This is a genomic window from Rhodococcus sp. 27YEA6 (genome assembly GCF_044908235.1).
In the GTDB taxonomy this organism is placed as follows: Bacteria; Actinomycetota; Actinomycetes; order Mycobacteriales; family Mycobacteriaceae; genus Rhodococcus_F; species Rhodococcus_F qingshengii.
In genome coordinates, this window is sequence record NZ_JBIYCY010000002.1 from 127,186 (window position 1) to 146,540 (window position 19,355).

Below are 19,355 nucleotides of genomic sequence, written 5' to 3' on the forward strand. Positions count from 1 at the left end.
GCGGCGGGTAACCCGGCCGAATCCTGTCGCAAGAATCCGACCGTCGAAAGTTTTCTCAGCCTTCGTGATCAGCGAGAGTCCAGTGTCCCGCACCACGCAGTTCGAGTTGTCGATTGTGAAAAACGTCGAGAGTGCTGCGATGCCCGACGCTGACAATGATGCTGTCGGGCAGTTCACGGCGAAGGATGTCGTAGAGCGTGTACTCGAGGCCTTCGTCGATTCCGGATGTCGCCTCGTCGAGAAATGCGGTTCGCGGTCGGATCAGGAGGACTCGGGCGAACGCCAACCGTTGTTGTTCGCCCGGCGACAGAATTCGAGTCCAATCAGCCGGCTCGTCGAGCCGACCGATCAAATGTGCGAGATGCACCTCGGCGAGCGCGTCGTGGAGCCTGCGGTCGTCGAAGTCCGAGCACCCGGTGTTCGGCTGACCTGAGGGCAACTGGTCCGGATATACCAAACCCGCGCGCAGAGAACCCAATGGTAGGTATGGCCGTTGTGAGAGGAACAGGACGTCTCCGACCGGGGTGGTCACGGAACCGTTTGTGTACGGCCACAACTGCGCGATGCTGCGGAGCAGCGTGGTTTTGCCGCTACCCGACGGACCCTTCACCAGCAGTGCATCGCCGGGCCCCAGTGACATGTCGAGTTCGGAGATCAACGCCTCACCAACCGGCGTGCGCACGTCGAGTCCCCGAACAACCAAATGACTGCCAGCGGAGAACGCGTCGAGCACGGGAAGTGCGCGGGCACGACGATTGGCATCGGCGAGCCCGGTCAAACGGATCAGTGTGGCCCGGAAACTTGCAAAATCGGCATAGGACTCTCGAAAGAACGACAACGAATTGTGCACCTGGCCGAATGCTTGAGCAGTTTGCATCACGTCGCCGAAAGTGATCTGCCCGCTGAACAATCGAGATCCCTGGACCAGAAACGGAAACACCACCGCTGTCTGATCCACTGCCAGATTGAAGCCACTGAACTTGAGCGTCCGGAAGACGATCGCCCACATATTGCGGATCACTGCAGCAAAACGTAGTCCGAGCGTGCGTCGTTCGACGTTCTCTCCGCGATAGAAGGCGATGCTTTCGCCGTACTCCCGCAGTCGAACCAACGCGTACCGGAAGGTGGCGCCGAGTTTCTCGTTCAAGAAGTTCAGCATGATCAAAGGCCGGCCGATCCAGAATGCGAGTGCCGTGGTCACCAACACGTAGATGTAGACGAGAAAGATCATCGCTCGCGGTATCTCTGCACCGAAAACAGTCAACGGCCCGGACAGATCCCACAGGATCTTGGTGAAGCTGACGATCGACACCATTGCGGCGACGGCGCCCATGGACAACGTGCGGGACGACGTCGCGAATGCGGTGATGTCTGCCTGAATACGTTGGTCCGGATTGTCGACCGGGTTCTCCAGGAAGTTTCCGCGATAGTACGCGCGGCCGTCGAGCCAATCGTCGGTCAATGTGTCATTGAGCCAACTGCGCCAATTGATATCGAGTGTTTGGCCTACCAGGTAGACGACGAGTGAGTTCGCGACGTGGACTGCGGCCAATATCGCGAACACTCGCAGGTAGTGCCAGAAAGCGGTTTCGTCGAGGTTCTGAATGGCGTCGTAGAAATCCTTGTACCAGTACGAGAACAACACCGTCACGCGGACACCGAATATCGTGAGCAGCAGCAGTAACGCGAGAATCGACAGCGGAATGACGGTGCGCCGGGGATCGAAGTAGGGCCAAGCCATTCGCCGAAACTGGTTGCCCCAGGGGGTATACCGAGCAAGCAGCAGCGCGGTGACGACGAGAACCACTACCGTGATCGCATATGCCTCTGCCAACCACAGTGCGCTGTCCGGTACCGCGCTACCCCAATTCACCGTAGCCTCCGTCCTGGAGGGGAACTGACGATCACATATCGGTCGACAGCATTCGGTTCGCGATCCGCAATCCCGAGTCTTCCGCGGCATCCAATGCACGTGATTGCTCTGCCGTTATCCTGTCGCACACCCAATCCCAGTGCATCGTCACCACAGCGCCGGCGACGGGCATCGCCGCTAGCGCGTTGCCCTCGACCCTCCACCGCACTCTCTGCGTTGCCGGTCGGCCGCGTGCGAGTTGCTCACCGTCGAACTCGAGCGGGGACGAAACCACCAATGCATGCTCCTCGCCGACGTCCTCGACCACTCCCCATCTGATCCGGCAGTTCTGGAGGACGGACAGTGGGACCGCACCGCGCTTCCGAAGAAGCTTGACCCACGGATACACCAGAAATACGTGAAAACTGTGGTGCGCAAGCGCGCGGTCGCGACCCCCGAGGACGGGGAGGAACCCGGTGTTCTCCCGTTCACCGAAGGCTTTTCTCAGGTGCTGCAACAACTTCCCCGAATCGAGAGAGTCGAGGAGATCACCTCCCACCCAATAGGCTTCGATCACTCGCGAATCCAGGGGGTCGTCGATGCCCGCTCCTACAGCCAATGCCTCGAGGTACGGCCACGCACCGTCGAATTGACGAGCGTGATCACGGTCGCCGCTGCCCGAGTTGCCGCTGGCCAGACGAAGCAGCACTGAAGGATCGTCGGGTCCGCAGTAACCCAACTCGTTCGGCGGATACGCGTAACGGGCAAACAATGCCGGCCCGTTCATACCGACGGCAGTCATCAGCAGATCCGCGGAAGTTGTTCACCTGCCGGCAGATCCACTACCCGATTGCCTCCCAATGCCGTACGCGCCACCACCATTGTGCGATGTTCGGCCACGCACTCCCCGATCACGGCGGCTCCCACACTCAGTGGATTGCCTTGCATCGCTTCCAGAACCAGGGCGGCATCTTCGCGTGGAACGAAAGCGATCAACTTGCCCTCGTTTGCGACGTACAACGGATCCAAGCCGAGTAGCCCACAGGCGTCGCGCACGTCAGCGGGAATCGGCAGATCTCGCTCCACCAGCGCAACCCCGATGTTCGACGCCTGAGCGATCTCGTTGAGGGTCGCGGCGACTCCGCCCCGCGTAGGGTCGCGCAGGACGTGGATGTCGACACCGGTGGCAATCATGTCGGCCACCACGCCGTTCAGGGCCGCACAATCACTGCGCACTTCGGTCCCGAATTCGAGCCCTTCGCGACAACTCATCACGGCCACGCCGTGAACGCCGATGTCGCCGCTGACGATCACGACGTCACCCACTTGTGCGCGAGTGGGGCTGATGTCCACCCCGTCTGCGACAATCCCGATTCCTGCGGTGTTGATGAAGACTCCGTCGCCGTGACCGGCATCGACGACCTTGGTATCACCCGTCACCAGCCGAACGCCGGCAACGTGCGCGGCCTCACCGAGCGCCTTCGCGATTCCCGCGATGTCGGTCAGCGCCGTTCCTTCTTCCAGGATGAATGCCGTCGACATCACCAATGGCTGCGCTCCCGCCATCGCCAGGTCGTTCACCGTTCCGTTGACAGCGAGATCGCCGATCGTTCCGCCGGGAAACACCATGGGTTTGACGACATACGAGTCGGTCGAGAACGCGAGCCGCACCCCGCCGACGTCGAATACGGCCGAGTCACCGAGTTCTGCATCGGCAGCGCTTCCGAACGAGGGCAGGAACAGGTGCTCGATGAGCTCGGCGGACATCGCTCCTCCACCGCCGTGCCCCATGACGATGTTCGGCGAATCACGCAGCGGCAGTGGGCAGACCCACGCCGACAAGTCCACTACAGCGGTCTCCTCAGCCGGCATGACCCGCCTCCTGAAGTTCCAGGCGCCGGTACAGGTAGTACGCGGCGCACGCCCCCTCGGACGACACCATCGTGGCACCGAGCGGATTCCGCGGAGTGCATTCCTTCCCGAAGGCACTGCACTCGTGTGGCTTGATCAAACCTTGCAACACTTCTCCGGAACGGCAGACGCTCGACTCGTCGGTATGGATATCGGTCACCGAAAAACGCTCTTCGGCATCAAAATACGCATACTTCGGTGCCAGCTGCCAACCGCTGTCCGGGATCGATCCGATGCCGCGCCACGTCCGGTCCGACACGGCGAACACATCCTCGAGCATCGCTTTCGCTGCGGTGTTGCCCTGCGCGGTGACGGCACGGGCGTAAGCATTTTCGACCTCGTATCGACCCGATTCCAACTGCAGCACCGTCTTTCTGATGCCCTCCAGCAGATCCAGCGGCTCGAATCCGGTGACGACGATCGGGACCTTGTACTTCTCGGCCAGCGCCGGGTACTCCGACGTTCCCATCACACTGCACACATGCCCCGCCGCCAGAAATGCCTGCACGCGGCACTCTGGCGAATCCATGATCGCGGCCATCGCCGGCGGGACCAGAACGTGCGAGACGAGTAGGGAGAAGTTCTCGATACCCAGGCGATTGGCCTGATAGACGGTCATGGCGTTGGCCGGCGCGGTGGTCTCGAATCCGATCCCGAAGAACACCACTTGCCGGCCCGGATTCTCCTTGGCGATAGTCAGTGCATCCAACGGTGAGTACACCACCCGCACGTCACCGCCGGCGCTCTTGATGCGGAACAGATCCGACGAACTCCCCGGAACTCGCAACATGTCCCCGAAGGAGCAGAAAATGACATCGGGTCTTGCCGCGATGTCGAGAGCTTTGTCGATGATCTCGAGCGGGGTGACACAGACCGGGCATCCGGGTCCGTGGATCATCTCGATCTGTTGGGGAAGTAATTGATCGATGCCGTGTCTGATGATCGAATGTGTCTGACCACCACACACTTCCATGATCGCCCATCGCCGTGTGGCCAGCGCACGGATCTGATCCAGCAGTTTGCCGGCCAGTTCCGGATCGGAGAACTCGTCCAGATATTTCATGATTCCGTCTCCTTCGGTTCGATCCCCGCGGCCCGGGCAGCCCTTTCGAACCCGTCACCGAATTCCTCTTCGAGTACGCCGAGGTGCTCGAATTCCGCCAGCGTGCTGCGAGCGGATTCCTCGTCGAGTCGCTGGATGGCAAATCCGACGTGCACCACGACGTACTCGCCGACTTGGGCGCCCGGAATGTACTCGAGGCACACTTCTTTTCGGACGCCACCGAAGTTCACCACCGACATCGTCGTTCCGTCGCGTTCCTCCAGGGACTCGATACGTCCCGGTACGGCTAGGCACATGGCACAACTCCTGACCTCATGACGAACTCCCCACCAGCACTTGGCCGTAGGCGAGACCGCCGTCGTTCGGCGGCAACTCCAGTCCTGTCAACGGCGTGAATCCAGCGTCTGAGAGCAGAGCACACGCCCGAACGAGCAGTAGAGGGTTCTGAAAGACACCTCCGGTGAGTACTACCTCGTCCACTCCCGCCAGTTCCCGGCCACGAATTGCCCACTCGAGCACCAGGTGCGCTACGGATTCGTGGAAACGGGCGCCGATCACTTCGGCGGGCAACTTCTCCCGGAGATCGCGGACAACAGCCCGGATGACCGACCGCGGATCTGCTGTCCACGAATCGTCGTCCGACTGCTTCCAATCGAAGGTGTACCGCGAACCGGCGCTGTCGACTCCCCTCGACACCCCCTCCAACTCGATGGCAGCCTGCGCTTCGTAGTCGACCCTCTGTCGGACCCCGGTCAGCGAGGAGACTGCGTCGAACAACCGCCCCATGCTGGAGGTGTCCACGCACCCGAAACCGGTTTCCATCTGGTGAAGCAGGACCGACTGCTCTCGGGGCGGACAGGCTGCCACGGGCGCGAGGTCGGATTCCCAGTCCAACCCGGCATGCCACAGGTGGGCGAGCGCCATTCGGTACGGCCGTTCCACTCCGGCATCGCCCCCGGGCAGCAGTACGTATCCCAGATGCGCGAGACGGCGATAACCCTTGTACGTCGCCAGCAGTAGTTCCCCTCCCCACACTGCGCCGTCCGCCCCGTAGCCGGTGCCGTCGAACGCTATTCCGAGAACTGGTTCGCTCCCGTCCCGGCCGTTCTCCCCCATCACGGAAGCCACATGTGCGTGGTGATGCCCGACGATGCGCACCGGTCGGTCACCACTACGACTGCGAGCCCACGAGGACGAGCGATACCGCGGATGCTCGTCACAAGCGATCTGGTGCGGCACCACCCCCGTGATCGATTCGAAGTGACTCTCCGACGCAGCAAAACTGTCGATGACAGCGAGGTCGCCCATGTCTCCGATGTGCTGACTCGGCCACACATATCCGTCCTCGGCAAGACAGAAGGTGTTCTTCAGGTCGGCCCCGACCGCCAAGGTAGGCGGTACGTCGAACGGCGCGGTGACGGGCAGCGGAGCATATCCGCGCGAGCGACGAAGCAACTGTCTTCCACTGCCGACTATTCGCATCACCGAGTCGTCACACGGCATCAAGATCGGACGGTTGTGGGTCAATACCCCGTCGGCCAGGTCAGCCAATCGTTCGAGATCGTTGTCGGAGTACAGAATCGGCTCACCGCCGATGTTCGCCGATGTCATGACCAACACCGCCGGGCCCGCAGCTTCTCCGGCCAAACCCAGAAGAAGATGCTGAATCGGGTTGTAGGCCAGCATGATTCCGATATCCGGAATGCCGGGGGCAATCAAGGGGGAAAGCGCGTATCCAGACGCTTTGGCAACCAGCACAATCGGGCGCTCGTGCGAGGACATGGCATCAGCCTCGGCATCCCCGACCACACCCAACTCTCTGGCTTCTGGCACATCGCGCACCATCACCGCCAACGGCTTGCTTGCTCGATGCTTGCGTTCACGCAACTCGTGAACCGCGCGGTCGTCGCGGGCATCACAAGCCAGGTGAAATCCTCCGATTCCCTTGACAGCAAGAATCTTCCCGTCTCGCAGTAGGGATCGGGCTCGTAGCAGTGCACCCTCACCGGTCACGGCGGGCGCGTCCCCTTCCACGAACGATAGCGTTGGACCGCACTGCGGGCAGGCAATCGGTTGCGCATGAAACCGGCGGTCGGAGGGATCCACGTACTCCGCCGCACAGTTCGCGCACAACGGGAATCGCTTCATCGTCGTAGCGGCCCGGTCGTAGGGCAGCGATTCGATGATCGTGAATCGCGGACCGCAGTTGGTGCAGGTGATGAATGGATGATGATATCGCCGATCGCTCGGATCAGTCAGTTCCCGGAGGCAGTCGTCGCAGATCCCGACATCCGCCGGCGCCAAGGTTCGCCCGACCGACCCCGCATCCGTCTCGACTATGCAAAACCCCTCACGACCAACCGGCCGCGAGTCCTCGCGCTCTACCGACTCCACCCGTGCCAGCGGTGGGGGGTGGTTTCGCACCCGAGCGACAAATGCATCGATTGTCTCTCCGTCGCCTTCGACGTCGATCACGACACCGAGAGCAGAATTTCCCACCGAACCCGACAGTCCCAGTTCGGTGGCGGTCGCATGGACGAACGGCCGGAATCCAACCCCCTGGACTACGCCACGAACGATGACACGGCTGGCGATCTTCATGTCCCGACCTCGCCGGTACGAGTATCGGACTCGTCGATCTCACCGTCTTGACCACGGCCCATCAGTTCGAGGCCGGCCCGGGCGCGCTGCGCTCCCTTTTCGTCGACCTTCTCGACTGCAAAGCCCATGTGGATCACCACCCAGTCACCTGCCGTGACGGTGCCTTCGTCGAGCATTCCGATGTTGACCTTGCGCGGTGCACCTTCCACGTCGACGAGGGCGAGTTGACCGCCGTACCCGTCCAGTAGTTCGCGTACCCGTCCCGGAATCCCCAGACACATGACTCACACCTCCGGCCCCAAAGTGGTGGCATCACAATCCACGTCGATGGACCGGACGAGTGCCAGCACCGCCGAAGCGGCTTGCCCTACCGAATCACGCATCTCCGCACTCAATCCGATTCCGTCGCCGATCGATTTCGCATGTGCCCCCACCACGAACGTCCGCGGGAGTGTTCCGCCGAGGGCCTGCAGGCTGGCAAACACCGAACTCGGATGCATCGAGTGCGCGTCGAAACCTCCTTGCGGGCCTTCACTTTCGGGGTCCACTTCGATGATCGCGAGCTTGCCCGGGACTCCGGTCGCCGGTAAGGCATCGATCAGGACCAGGGCGTCCCACGACTCCAACAAGTCGTACGCCAGATGCACGCCCCGAATCCCGTAGTCGACCAGGCGAGCTCCCGATGGGAGATTCTCATGCTGCAGCGCCCGAACAACTTCGGGGCCGAATCCGTCGTCTTCGAGAAAAATGTTTCCGACACCTGCAATCAGCACGCGCACAGCGCTTTACATCTTTCGCATTCGCAGATAGCGCTGGATGTCCGGCATCGACACCACCAGGACGATCGCGGCTGCGATCGCGGTGGCGCCGAGAAGTGCCGTCGACAGCAATCCCATGCTCCTCATGGCGAGTTCTCCTCTCGATAGCTGTGAAGTTCGATACCTGTGAGTACGTCACGCGCTGTCGCGCGGCATCGGCTCTATCTCGTCCGGCGCGAAGTACAGGTAGCGGCCGTACCAGTTGTGCAGATCGGCGGCCGGATCGTCCAACAGTGTCACCCCAACATGAATGTCGCCGTCCACGTCTTCATGAATGGTGGCGACGTGGGCGATCCGGCCGTCGAAGAACAGGTCCTGAGCATCAGCGCGGCGTGAGGGGTGGAGCCGAACCGTACTTCCACCAGAGACACGGACGCCGTTGATCAGAACTGCGTCGGTGCGTGGTTGAACACTGGTGTCGGCTTCCGGGGTCCACCAGTCCACACCGTCAGGCACCTCGGGTATCAGATCAGAACCGGCATTCGAATCTCGCAGCACGCCGTGCAGGCCGGCTAGATCGTCGTCCGTCAATCGCTCACATCGGTCGATGATGTCGGCAGCTCTGGAGTCGGTAGCTCGCGCCCGCGCCTTTTCCTCGTCGGTCATGGCAAGGATTCTCAGGGTGAGAATTTCGTCGATCTCGGTCGAGTCGAAGAGAGATCCCTCGCTCTGCGGCGCAATCTCGGGAAAGTCGTACAGGATGATCGGTGACACCAGAACGGTGGGCGATGTGCCAGGGTAAGTGGGGTTCTCGGTCCCCGCAAGCACCGGATAACAGCGATTTTGCCGCAACTGCTCCGAGTGATCTGCTTCTTCGAACAACGACAGGAACCTCGAGCCTGTGCAGTTCACAATGACGTGAGTCCCCAGCATCGATTGCGCGGTGGCCGTGCCCTTGTCCCGTGCGTCGACGCTCGTGGCGTTCATGATCTCCACCGAAATCACCGTGCGTCCGTCCCCGGCGGAGGCGCTCACCGCCAAGAGGCCATTCACCGGAAGCCGTGTCCGAACGATCCGTCCGACCACCCTGCCCCGAGAGTCCGACAAAGTCTCTCCTTCGACAACTCCGGCCGCACAGAAGGTTTCTTCGACGCCGGCCTCGAGTTCGTCCAGACCCCACGGACCCAACACGATCTCGGACTCGGTGGCTTCGTCCCACGAGATCGACTCCCGCTCGCCGACTACCAACCGATCGACCGGGATCCACGCCCCGCCGGCGCCGAGTCGTTCAACCGTCCGCGACTGGTGGTGCAGAAATCTCACAGTCGCAGAAACTTCGACGCCGTTCCGCTCGAATTCGCCGAGCAGACATTGCGCGGACATCGACGGTTCCTCGCCGACTCCGACCTCGGCGGCGCCGGGCGGTCCGAGAACCCCGAACTGCCAACGGGATTGATTCTTCGCCGAGCCGGCCCGGTAGGGATAGAGAAGATATCCCTCGTACAGGACGGCGTCGGCCACGGCCCGAACGTCGTGATCCATCCCCGTTCGAGTCATCGCGGCACCTGGCTCGCCGTCAGCAACTGCCGCACGGCTGAATCGAGGTCCGTGAGGCCGTGCGCTGCCTTGAACCGCACGAGATCGGCAATCGTCTCATGGTCGAGGCGTACCCAACCAGACGCCGGATAATGCGCAGCCATCAGCTGTTTCCACACGTCGACCGGCAATTCGTAGGCAGCAGATCTGTCCCACGGGATCTGCTGCACGGAGAAACCACGCGGTCCGTCGGTGAATACCGTGCCGCTCAGTAGAACCACGATCGGAATCGTTCCGTCTCCGAGTGCGTGCATGTACTTCGACGCCGTCACCGAGAAGTCGTACGTACACGCCATGGGTAAGGCCGCGACCGTTGTTCCGGTGAATCCTTGAACGACCGTGGAACATTCCATCCACAGGAAGGTGCGCAGCGTACTCGACCAACGCTCCCGCGGACCGAAGAGATCGCGCAGACCTTCGCCTTCGGCGTCGGAGTACGGTCGGCGGTGTGGTTCGATTCGTACCTGCGCGCGCAGAGCCACCGCGCGGACGGTCGTGCCGGTGGATTCCGACATTCTCAATCTCACCGTCAGATTCGGCGTAACCGCGTACGGTTCCACCTCCATGTTGTCGACCGAGAAGTCGAGAACAGTCATGCCGACCTGCTTCGCGCCTCGACGCGCCCGAAGAACTCGTCCACTGCGCGTGCGGCATCCTGGCCACCGTCGAATCCGCGCCACACGGTGCGCAATCGTCCCACCAGTTCGTAACAGGCGTCGATGGGAACAACGAAGCATCTCGGCGATTGTCCTGACGTGGGCACCGACACGATCAACGCCTCGACGTCGGCCCGCATCTGCGAGAGCCCCGGATTCTCCGCGAGCACAGTCTCGAACGAGTCGATAGGCAACTCGGATTCGGTAGCTCCGGCCGGTCCCGGATAGAAGACTATGTACTTGTCGAGGAGTGAGTTGCGGAAGAAGAATGCCAGGCCGACGGGGATTTCCAGAGACTCCCACCGGCCAGGGCCGAGGTCGAAGTCCGGAAACTCGAGGTACCGATCGGGAACCGCTTTGTATCGAAGGTCCGCGTCGACCGGTGCAAAGAGTAGATAGCACGGTCGGCACACGCACATCAGGCTCCGGACCTGTACGTCCACGACGTGCTGGTGTTCGTCGCCTATGCCCGCCGCACACATCTCACACCTCGGTCCGGTCGGAACGACACGCGACGAGGCGATTCGTGTTAGCACCTCTCCCACAGTGACTTTCATGACGGGGCTGCGTTCACGGCTAGGTCACCGGTATCACAGACTCGTCAGCAAGCGCGACCGAGAGCACTCCGTCGCGAATCAGCACCGGCACAGGCGCCAGGTGCTCGGAGCCGGTGCCCACCCGCGCTCCCGCCCCGTACACACTGAAGTGGGCAGAGCACGTCGGACAGGTGAGGACAGCGGCGTCTCGGGCAGGACGGCCCATCATGCGTTCGAGCACAGCCCCCGCCATCGAGTGCTCACACACCGGGCAACGGTCGCGATACGCGTACAGATCGTAACCGGAGCGGCAGACCAACAGATCGGTGCCCGACACGCGGAAGCCCGCGACCTCTCCCACCTCGACTTCGGCGAATTCGGGGACCTCCACCCAGTGCGTACCTCCCCCGTCGGCGTGAACGTGCGAGAAGAGGGACTCGACCGAGATCACACCCGACTTCACCTCGTGCGGATCCGGTGTTTCGACGTCGATTCCGGTGGTCTCGGGTGCCGCCGCCTGCACCGCGTCCTGGACCGCGGTTTCGAGGGTGACCGAGGACGAAGGACAACTGTTGCAGCTCCCGAGAAGCCGTAGTCGCACTACGCCGCCCGCCACCTCGATCAGTTCGACGTCGCCTCCGTGCGAACCGAGGTACGGACGCACGCTGTCGAGCGCAGTGCGGACGCGGGTCTCCACGTCGTGCGGGTGAAGTCCGTGCACCAGTAGCAGGCTGGACACCAGATCGTCGCGAACCATCGCATCCATCGTGGCCGGATCTGCCAGAGCGACGGTGCGTTCGAGTGCTGCGCCGTACAACTGCACGACCTCACGCACCAGTTGCTCGGCGCGATCTCTCGCCACCGGGCCTGCGCCGGCGTTGGCCTGCAACAACGTCTCGATGCGCTCACCTGCTCCGCGCCAGTAGTCGGCCGATTGCTCCATCGATCACTCCCCGGTCACGGACTGCGTCGGAGAGTGCAACTTCTCCAGGGTCTTGCCACCGCCGAGATACATGTGAACACCACACGGCAGGCAGGGATCGAAACTACGCACGGTCCGCATGATGTCGATGCCCTTGAAGTGGTCTCGATCGTTCTCCTCGAAGATCGGCTGACCCTGCACGGCATCCTCGTACGGACCGGGGGTTCCATAGCTGTCGCGCGGGCTCGCATTCCACGGTGTCGGTGGGTACGGGTGATAGTTCGCGATTTTTCCGTCACGAATCACCATGTGATGTGAGAGAACTCCGCGGACGGCTTCGGTGAATCCGCAACCGATACCCTCGTCCGGGACCTCGAACGACTCCCACGTCTTGGTCCGGCCGGCCCGGATCTCGACAAGCGCCTTCTCGGCGAAATGAAGGGCAGCCGCGGCTGCGTATGCCTGGAAATACGTTCGCGCGCGGTTTCTTTCGAGGGTATTGCTGCCATGTTCGGGAATCTTCCACTCGAGCGAGACAGGACCCTTCAGTGCTGTTTTCGGAAGATTGATCTTCACACTGTCTCCGGTCGACTCCAGGTATCCGATGTCGACCAGGCCGGCCAGAGCGGTGCTCCACAGACGAGCCAATGCTCCCCCGCCCGTATCCAGAGCAAGGTTGTCTTTTCCGTCGAACCATCGCGGTGACATGACCCAGCTGTACTTGTCCTCGAGGTTCCGCTTCTGCGGGTGGGGGTTGGTGTGCTGATTCCACGGGTGCCTGCGATCGACCGGGTTACCCAGCGGATCGGTTTTGACGAACATCTCCTGATCACTCCAGTCCTCGTAATACGAGGAGCCCAGCATGATTCGGATACCGAGGTTGATGTCCACCAGATCCGTGGTGACCAACTTTCCGTCGACGACCACACCGGGAGTGACAAACATCTTCCGGCCCCAGTCGGTCATGTCCTTGTAGGAGAAATTGCAGTACTCGGGGTCTTGGAACGATCCCCAACAACCCAGCAGGGTCCGCCGCAGGCCAACCTTTTCGTAACCAGGCAGCGCCTGGTAGAAGAAGTCGAACAGGTCGTCGTGCATCGGCACGACCTTCTTCATGAATTCGACGTACCGCATCAGCCGCGACATGTAGTCCGTCATCAGTTCGATCGTCGCGACGGTGCCGACGCCGCCGGGATAGAGCGTCGACGGGTGAACGTGCCTGCCCTCCATCAAGCAGAACATTTCGCGAGTCGAACGCGAGACTTGCAACGCTTCGCGATAGAACTCACCCGTGAACGGATTGAGAGTCCGCATGATGTCCGCGATCGTGCGATACCCGTGCTGCTCCTCGTGCGGGCAGCGCGTGTTCTCTGCCTGCGCCAGCACACCGGGATTCGTCTCGGAGACCATCTTCTCGCAGTAGTCGACGGCGACAAGATTCTCTTGAAAGATGTTGTGGTCGAACATGTACTCGGCGGCCTCGCCGAGATTGACGATCCACTCGCCCAGATGCGGCGGCTTGACGCCGTACGCCATGTTTTGTGCGTAGCACGAGCACGTGGCGTGATTGTCACCGCAGATGCCGCAGATACGACTGGTGATGAAATGCGCGTCGCGCGGGTCCTTCCCCTTCATGAACAGGGAATACCCACGAAAGATCGACGACGTGCTGTGGCACTCCACCACTTCGCGATTGGCGAAGTCGATCTTGGTGTAGATACCCAGACTGCCGACGATTCGGGTGATGGGGTCCCACGCCATCTCGACAAGACCGTCGCGGTCCGCAGTCGAGGTGGGTTCGGGAACGATGGCCGTCATTGCAGTGCCTCCCAGAGACGTTGCTCACGAACTGATTTGAAGGTATCCGGTCGGTCACCACGTACGCGTCGCACCGGTGAGCAACTTCGACCCGCGCTCACGCCAGTGCGGTTCCTTGTCCAACGTGTGACCGGTGATCCGGCGCAGACTGTGGATCACGGACCCGTACATTCCCACCGCATTGGTGGAGAGTTTGCCGCCAGGTGGTTCATCCATGAACGGCATGAATTTGTCCGGGAATCCCGGCATCGTGCAGCCGATGCAGATCCCGCCGACATTAGGGCACCCGCCGACTCCGTTTATCCAACCGCGTTTGGGGACATTGCATTTCACGACCGGTCCCCAACATCCCAGCTTGACGATGCACTTCGGCGACCCGTACTCCGTCGCGAACTCGCCCTGCTCGTAGTACCCGCCACGGTCACAGCCCTCGTGAACGGTGGCACCGAAAAGCCACTGCGGGCGGAGGGATTCGTCCAAGGGAATCATCGGCGCCTGATCAGTGGCCATGTACAGAAGATAAGTCAGGGTCTCGGAGAGGTTGTCCGGCTGAATGGGACACCCAGGAACGCAGACGATCGGGATGCCCGCCTTCGATTTCCAGGTCCACCCGAGATAGTCCGGCACGCCCATCGCACCGGTCGGATTGCCGGCCATCGCATGTATGCCGCCGTAGGTTGCGCACGTGCCGACCGCAACTACCGCAGTCGCTTTCGGCGCAAGTTTGTCGAGCCATTCGCTCGTGGTGACCGGTTGGCCGGTTTCACGATTGTTCCCGAAACCACACCAGTACCCTTCGTCGTGAAGTTTCTCGTTCGGTATAGATCCTTCGACAACGAGAACAAAGGGTTCCAATTCTCCCCGGTCGGCTTTCCAGAACCATTCCAGGAAATCGTCAGCGCCACCCTGCGGTCCACATTCGAAGTCGATGAGCGGCCAATGAACCGCTACCTGCGGCAGGCCCGGCAACGCACCGAGCGCGATCTCCTCGATACTGGGTTGCGTGGCCGCGGTGAGCGCCACCGAATCACCGTCGCAACTGAGACCGGCATTGATCCACAGCACGTGGATCAGAGTTTCTTCCGCTTTGGCCGCTGCGCTTTCGGGGGTAGCTGCGCTTTCGGAGGCAGGTTCCGCCGTGGTGCCAGCAGTCGATTTTTGTGTGTCCATGTCAGCCGCTTTCACGGGTGCACTTGCGCCTGATTCTCGGCACCGCTACTGCCTGACACGCTATGGCCTCAATTGCTGCGGCACCGAAACGCTGACGCCACCGGAGTCGAACCTCGGCCCACTTGCGTGGCACCCACTCATTTCATTAACTACCCGAGCAGATCAGTTGTCAACGGCCACCGGAGAAATCGCCGAACGACTACCGATCCACTCGTACCACTCGTCCATGCCCTCACCTGTCGTGGCAGACAAAACAACAACGCGCACAGCAGGATTGAGCATTCTTGCCTGCTCGACGCAGGCATCGACGTCGAACTCGACGTATGGGAGCAAGTCGATCTTGTTGATCACCACGAGGTCCGCGACAGCGAAGATGTGTGGGTACTTTTTCGGCTTGTCTGCCCCCTCCGGCGTCGAAATTAGGACAACCTTGCCTTCCTCGCCGAGGTCGAAGAGCGCGGGGCACACCAGGTTTCCGACGTTTTCGATCAGAAGCAGCGATTCTTCAGCGGGATCCAAGGCGCGCAGTGCGCGGTCGATCATCGCGGCATCGAGGTGACATCCGGCCCCGGTATTCACCTGCACCACCGACGCGCCGGTCTCTCGGATCCGCTCGGCGTCGAGCCGGGTTTCCTGGTCACCTTCGATCACGGCTATCGGTCGCTGACATCCGAGCTCCCGGATAGTTCGCGCCAGCAACGTTGTCTTCCCCGCGCCGGGGGAACTCATGATGTTGAGCGCCGTGATTCGGCGGCTCCGCATCCACTGACGATTGTGAACAGCAATGCCGTCGTTCTTGGCGAGCACCTGTTGCTCGAGAATCACGGTGTGGTCGGGGTGGCCGTGCTCATGGTCATGCTCGTGACCGTGCCCGTGACCGTCGTGTTCCTGCTCGTGTTCTCCGTCTGCGACTACCGACACCCGAGGTCCTGTGGTGTCCCCGCACCCACACGTCGCGCACATGCTCAGCTCACTTCCATCGACAGGATCCGTAACTCTCGGCCGGCAAGCACCTCGACATCAGCACTGCCGCATTCACACAGCAAGAACATGTCGGGCGGCGAGAACATCACGCCGCAGCTTTTGCATCGCGCGCTGGTTGCAATCTCATCGATGTGCAAGCTGGCACCTTCGGCGTGAGTACCCGCGGTGACGACGTCGAAGCAGAACAGCAGAGAGTGTGGAACCACCGCGCAGAGTTGCCCTACTTCAAGCCGCACGCTCGATACTCGTCGCTCGCCGGCACGCTCACACACGGCTTCGACCACACTCTGCGCAATGGACAGCTCGTGCACGGTGAAACCCACGATTCGTGATCCGGAAACCTCCCTTCCACGATAAGCACCAACGGTCGTTGTGCGTAACCCGTACACGAAAACAGGCTGCGATCCGCAACTAATTGCGGATCGCAGCCTGTGACAGCGTTATTCGTGTGACGAACGCCGGCGAGAAGGATTACGGGTTCGGAACCGGCACCTTCGTCGTCGTGGTCGTCGACGTCACTGTCGTAGTCGGGGGCGCCGTCGTTGCATCCGTTCCCGCTACCGGTGTGGTCGGAACTGTCGACGTCGGCGTCACTGCCGCCGAACCCGTCGGAGTGGCAACCGCTCCCGATGTGACCGACGCCGATCCTGCCGCAGGCACCTGTGACGTGGTTGCGGGCGCTCCAGCAGATCCCGTGGAGCCAGTGGTCCCGGCCGGTGCCTGACCGGTTCCGGTGCCTTCAGCCACCGCGGCGTCGCCCTCAGCATTGCCGTCAGCCATGTAGGCATCGACAGCAGCACTGATCTGTTCCGGGGTCGGCTTCGCAGTTGTGTCGACGGGCTTTCCTTCCTTCGCCTGCTGGGCGAGGTAGGTGAGCCAGGCCGCTGCGTACTCAGCTGAAGTCAACGGCTTGCCGTTGGCCGCATCCGCATCTCGCCAGTAATCGAAGTGGTGTCCGACGTCTGGAGCGAGTGTCTGCTGGTAGGGGTCGCTCAAGATCACGGGAATCGTGTTCTGGTTGGTAGCAATCAGACCGACAATCTCCTTGAAAAGCTTCTGCGGCAGATATGCCAGCGGAGACACCTTGTCGGTGGACACCGTCTCGCCCTCGGCTACCGGCGCGGGCGCGGGTGTTTTTCCGGGCTTGTACTCCGGATCAGAGACCTTGAGCATCACCTGAAGGAATGTCTCGTCACTCTGCATCCAGTTGGGATTGGACGAAATGTCTGCGAACGCCTCGAAGACGATCTGGCCGAACACCACCGCGACGTCCTGGCCGGTGGCCGGGTTCAGACCCTGTGATTCGAGTTGGTCGATATTCAACTGCCGACCGACATTTGCCGCCAAGATCAACAGAGAGATGTTGCTGGGAGCCGAGCAGGTGAAGTCACCGTCCGAGCAGAAGGACGCGACCTTGCCGTTCAGCTTGCCGAAACCTCCGGCAGTGCCGGGGAGGACACCTTCGCCGGGTGTCGCGGAGGTGCCGCTCTGGTACTTCGTATCGAAGTTGTCCGGGTTCGTGAACGGATTCTTGGCACCGAGGAACGTACCGTCGCCGGCTTCGCGGCCTGCATCCGCCAGCATGACCACGCCGACAACCTTGTCCGGGTCGACACCGAACTCGTTGTTCTCCTGCGTACCGATGTCCATCGCCACACGACGCACCACATCGGCGCCCTCGCTGTAACCGACGATCGAGAACTGAGTCTTCGGGCATTCCTTGGCGATGGCACTCATCACGGACTGCGTATTTGCAGCACCGGCAGCGACGGCGTCCTCGTAGGACGCCATGTTGGCCGGATATGCGATGTACACCGCTGCGTACGAGCCGGGCTTGTTCGCGTTGACCGAGCCTGCCGGGTTGATCACCTGGTCGACGCGTTCACTCTTGTAGTCACCGGACAGGGCGGCCGGCAGCGGCTTCCCGTCGGCTCCCAGCAACATCTTCACAGTCGAAGCATCCGGCGTGTCGTGTCGACCGGCAACCGCGATGCTCACCATGTCATGGCACTCGGTGACCGACGACGTCAGTTGCGTCTCGATCGTGCGTGACTCCGGAGAGTCCACTGCGACCGCAACCGCGACCAGTGCGGCCACGCCGAGCGCTGCGGGCGCTACTGCACCCGCCAGTATTCGATGTCGCGAAAAGAACCCACGAACCGGCATATCTTCTCCCCAATCAACTTTTGGAAAACGTACGACCGACCCCCGGGGCGTCACGCAACGTCATTCGAGTAGTCGTCCAGTACGAGAGGAGCGTTACAACGGGTAACGATTTTCCGCGGCGACTCGGGAGGGAATCGGGGGCGCAAACGCCTCATTTCCGCTGCATAACACCGACGTGCACCTACTCCGCGTCGAAGATAATGACCTGTCGGATTGCTTTTCCATCGGCCAGTTCGTCCATGCCGGAATTGATGTCGTCCAACTCGATTCGCGAGGAAATGAGCTTCTCGACCGGTAGCTTCCCGTCCCGCCACAATTGCGCGTAGATCGGGATGTCGCGGGCGGGGACGGCGGATCCGAGGTAGCTGCCGATGATGGTCCGCGCTTCGGCCACCAGCCCGAGCGGCGAGATCGACGAGCGCGCGTCAGGCGCAGGCAACCCGACCGTGACGGTCGTGCCGCCAGCTGCCGTCGCAGCCACGGCTGTCTCGAACGCCCGAGCATTTCCCGCAGCTTCGACGACGATGTCTGCGCGAACGCCACTCTCGGACAGGCCGGACGGTGTGAAGACCTCGGTCGCGCCCAGTTCCAGTGCCTGAGCCAGCTTGGACTCCAGTGCGTCGACGCCGATGACGTTCTCGACCCCGAGTGCCCTCGCCGTCAGGATTGCGGCCATCCCGACGCCACCCAAGCCGACCACCATCACGGTGTCTGCCGGGCGAGGCTTCGCCGCGTTGAGGAGCGCTCCCCCACCGGTCAACACCGCGCAACCGAGTACGGCTGCAATTTCGGCCGGGATGTCGTCGTCGACGGGAACAACCGACTTGGCGTTGACCACAGCATGCGTCGCGAAACCCGAAACACCGAGATGATGTTTGACGTTCTCGCCGGAGCGCCGCAGTCGTTGCGCGCCACCGAGCAAACTGCCGTCGTTGTTGGCAGCGCTACCCACCGTGCAAGGCATCCGGCCGTCAGTGGCGCATCCCGCACATTCACCGCACCGTGGAAGAAAAGTCATCACGACGCGGGTGCCCACCGACAACGAATCAACTCCGTCGCCGAGTTCGATGATTCGACCTGCCGCCTCATGGCCCAACAACATCGGCACGGGTCGTACCCGATTCCCGTCGACCACGGAGAGGTCGGAGTGACAAAGCCCGGCAGCTTCGATCTTGACCAGGATCTCACCCGGGCCCGGGGATTCGAGGTCGAGTTCCGAAATCGAAATCGGAGTCGACTCTGCGAAGGGACGCTTCCGGCCGATCTCTTCGAGCACTGCACCACGGATCTTCAACTGCACACCCCGATTTCGATAGTTCGAA

General features: G+C 61.7%; 19 protein-coding genes. All 19 read right to left on the minus strand.

Annotated features, from left to right (window positions below):
* Positions 1 to 55 precede the first annotated feature (55 nt).
* Complete coding sequence (locus ABH939_RS06960; protein WP_404649498.1) at positions 56 to 1,873, minus strand: ABC transporter ATP-binding protein/permease; 1,818 nt, start codon at positions 1,871 to 1,873, stop codon at positions 56 to 58.
* Between the two features lie 31 nt (positions 1,874 to 1,904).
* The gene (locus tag ABH939_RS06965) at positions 1,905 to 2,654 is read right to left on the minus strand and encodes a DUF6390 family protein (RefSeq protein ID WP_404649499.1); all 750 of its coding nucleotides are present in this window, start codon (positions 2,652 to 2,654) and stop codon (positions 1,905 to 1,907) included.
* Complete coding sequence (hypE, locus tag ABH939_RS06970; protein ID WP_209921149.1) at positions 2,654 to 3,724, minus strand: hydrogenase expression/formation protein HypE; 1,071 nt, start codon at positions 3,722 to 3,724, stop codon at positions 2,654 to 2,656. Before hypE ends, ABH939_RS06965 begins: the two co-directional genes overlap by 1 nt.
* Positions 3,714 to 4,826: a hydrogenase formation protein HypD gene (hypD, locus tag ABH939_RS06975; RefSeq protein ID WP_003942127.1), complete on the minus strand. Its 1,113-nt coding sequence runs from the start codon at positions 4,824 to 4,826 to the stop codon at positions 3,714 to 3,716. Before hypD ends, hypE begins: the two co-directional genes overlap by 11 nt.
* The gene (locus tag ABH939_RS06980; RefSeq protein WP_003942168.1) at positions 4,823 to 5,122 is read right to left on the minus strand and encodes a HypC/HybG/HupF family hydrogenase formation chaperone; all 300 of its coding nucleotides are present in this window, start codon (positions 5,120 to 5,122) and stop codon (positions 4,823 to 4,825) included. Before ABH939_RS06980 ends, hypD begins: the two co-directional genes overlap by 4 nt.
* A 16-nt stretch (positions 5,123 to 5,138) precedes the next feature.
* Positions 5,139 to 7,427, minus strand: coding sequence for a carbamoyltransferase HypF (gene hypF / locus ABH939_RS06985; protein WP_404649500.1), 2,289 nt, complete (start codon positions 7,425 to 7,427; stop codon positions 5,139 to 5,141).
* Positions 7,424 to 7,708 carry a HypC/HybG/HupF family hydrogenase formation chaperone gene (locus ABH939_RS06990; RefSeq protein WP_404649501.1) on the minus strand — a complete coding sequence of 95 codons (285 nt, stop codon included), beginning with the start codon at positions 7,706 to 7,708 and terminating at the stop codon, positions 7,424 to 7,426. The genes hypF and ABH939_RS06990 overlap by 4 nt, the downstream gene beginning before the upstream one ends.
* 3 nt (positions 7,709 to 7,711) lie before the next feature.
* The gene (locus ABH939_RS06995; RefSeq protein WP_003942183.1) at positions 7,712 to 8,206 is read right to left on the minus strand and encodes a hydrogenase maturation protease; all 495 of its coding nucleotides are present in this window, start codon (positions 8,204 to 8,206) and stop codon (positions 7,712 to 7,714) included.
* Between the two features lie 6 nt (positions 8,207 to 8,212).
* The gene (locus ABH939_RS07000; protein WP_003942178.1) at positions 8,213 to 8,332 is read right to left on the minus strand and encodes a DUF6893 family small protein; all 120 of its coding nucleotides are present in this window, start codon (positions 8,330 to 8,332) and stop codon (positions 8,213 to 8,215) included.
* A 48-nt stretch (positions 8,333 to 8,380) separates the two neighbouring features.
* Positions 8,381 to 9,742, minus strand: a complete 1,362-nt coding sequence (locus ABH939_RS07005; RefSeq protein WP_404649502.1) for a hypothetical protein — start codon at positions 9,740 to 9,742, stop codon at positions 8,381 to 8,383.
* Positions 9,739 to 10,377: a DUF6084 family protein gene (locus ABH939_RS07010; protein WP_003942181.1), complete on the minus strand. Its 639-nt coding sequence runs from the start codon at positions 10,375 to 10,377 to the stop codon at positions 9,739 to 9,741. The genes ABH939_RS07005 and ABH939_RS07010 overlap by 4 nt, the downstream gene beginning before the upstream one ends.
* Positions 10,374 to 10,994, minus strand: a complete 621-nt coding sequence (locus ABH939_RS07015) for a DUF5947 family protein (RefSeq protein ID WP_064444498.1) — start codon at positions 10,992 to 10,994, stop codon at positions 10,374 to 10,376. The genes ABH939_RS07010 and ABH939_RS07015 overlap by 4 nt, the downstream gene beginning before the upstream one ends.
* Before the next feature lie 19 nt (positions 10,995 to 11,013).
* On the minus strand, positions 11,014 to 11,916 hold the full coding sequence (locus ABH939_RS07020) for a NifU family protein (RefSeq protein WP_404649503.1): 903 nt from the start codon (positions 11,914 to 11,916) through the stop codon (positions 11,014 to 11,016).
* Between the two features lie 3 nt (positions 11,917 to 11,919).
* The gene (locus ABH939_RS07025) at positions 11,920 to 13,713 is read right to left on the minus strand and encodes a nickel-dependent hydrogenase large subunit (RefSeq protein ID WP_209448616.1); all 1,794 of its coding nucleotides are present in this window, start codon (positions 13,711 to 13,713) and stop codon (positions 11,920 to 11,922) included.
* Between the two features lie 54 nt (positions 13,714 to 13,767).
* Positions 13,768 to 14,883: a NiFe hydrogenase small subunit gene (locus ABH939_RS07030; protein ID WP_020969412.1), complete on the minus strand. Its 1,116-nt coding sequence runs from the start codon at positions 14,881 to 14,883 to the stop codon at positions 13,768 to 13,770.
* A gap of 162 nt (positions 14,884 to 15,045) precedes the next feature.
* Entirely contained in the window at positions 15,046 to 15,846 is an 801-nt protein-coding gene (gene hypB, locus ABH939_RS07035; protein ID WP_209448615.1) for a hydrogenase nickel incorporation protein HypB, read from the minus strand.
* A 2-nt stretch (positions 15,847 to 15,848) separates the two neighbouring features.
* The gene (gene hypA, locus ABH939_RS07040) at positions 15,849 to 16,178 is read right to left on the minus strand and encodes a hydrogenase maturation nickel metallochaperone HypA (protein WP_073512368.1); all 330 of its coding nucleotides are present in this window, start codon (positions 16,176 to 16,178) and stop codon (positions 15,849 to 15,851) included.
* A gap of 160 nt (positions 16,179 to 16,338) precedes the next feature.
* Entirely contained in the window at positions 16,339 to 18,033 is a 1,695-nt protein-coding gene (locus tag ABH939_RS07045) for a cutinase family protein (RefSeq protein WP_209448614.1), read from the minus strand.
* Between the two features lie 181 nt (positions 18,034 to 18,214).
* The gene (locus ABH939_RS07050; protein WP_209448726.1) at positions 18,215 to 19,327 is read right to left on the minus strand and encodes an alcohol dehydrogenase catalytic domain-containing protein; all 1,113 of its coding nucleotides are present in this window, start codon (positions 19,325 to 19,327) and stop codon (positions 18,215 to 18,217) included.
* Positions 19,328 to 19,355: the final 28 nt, after the last annotated feature.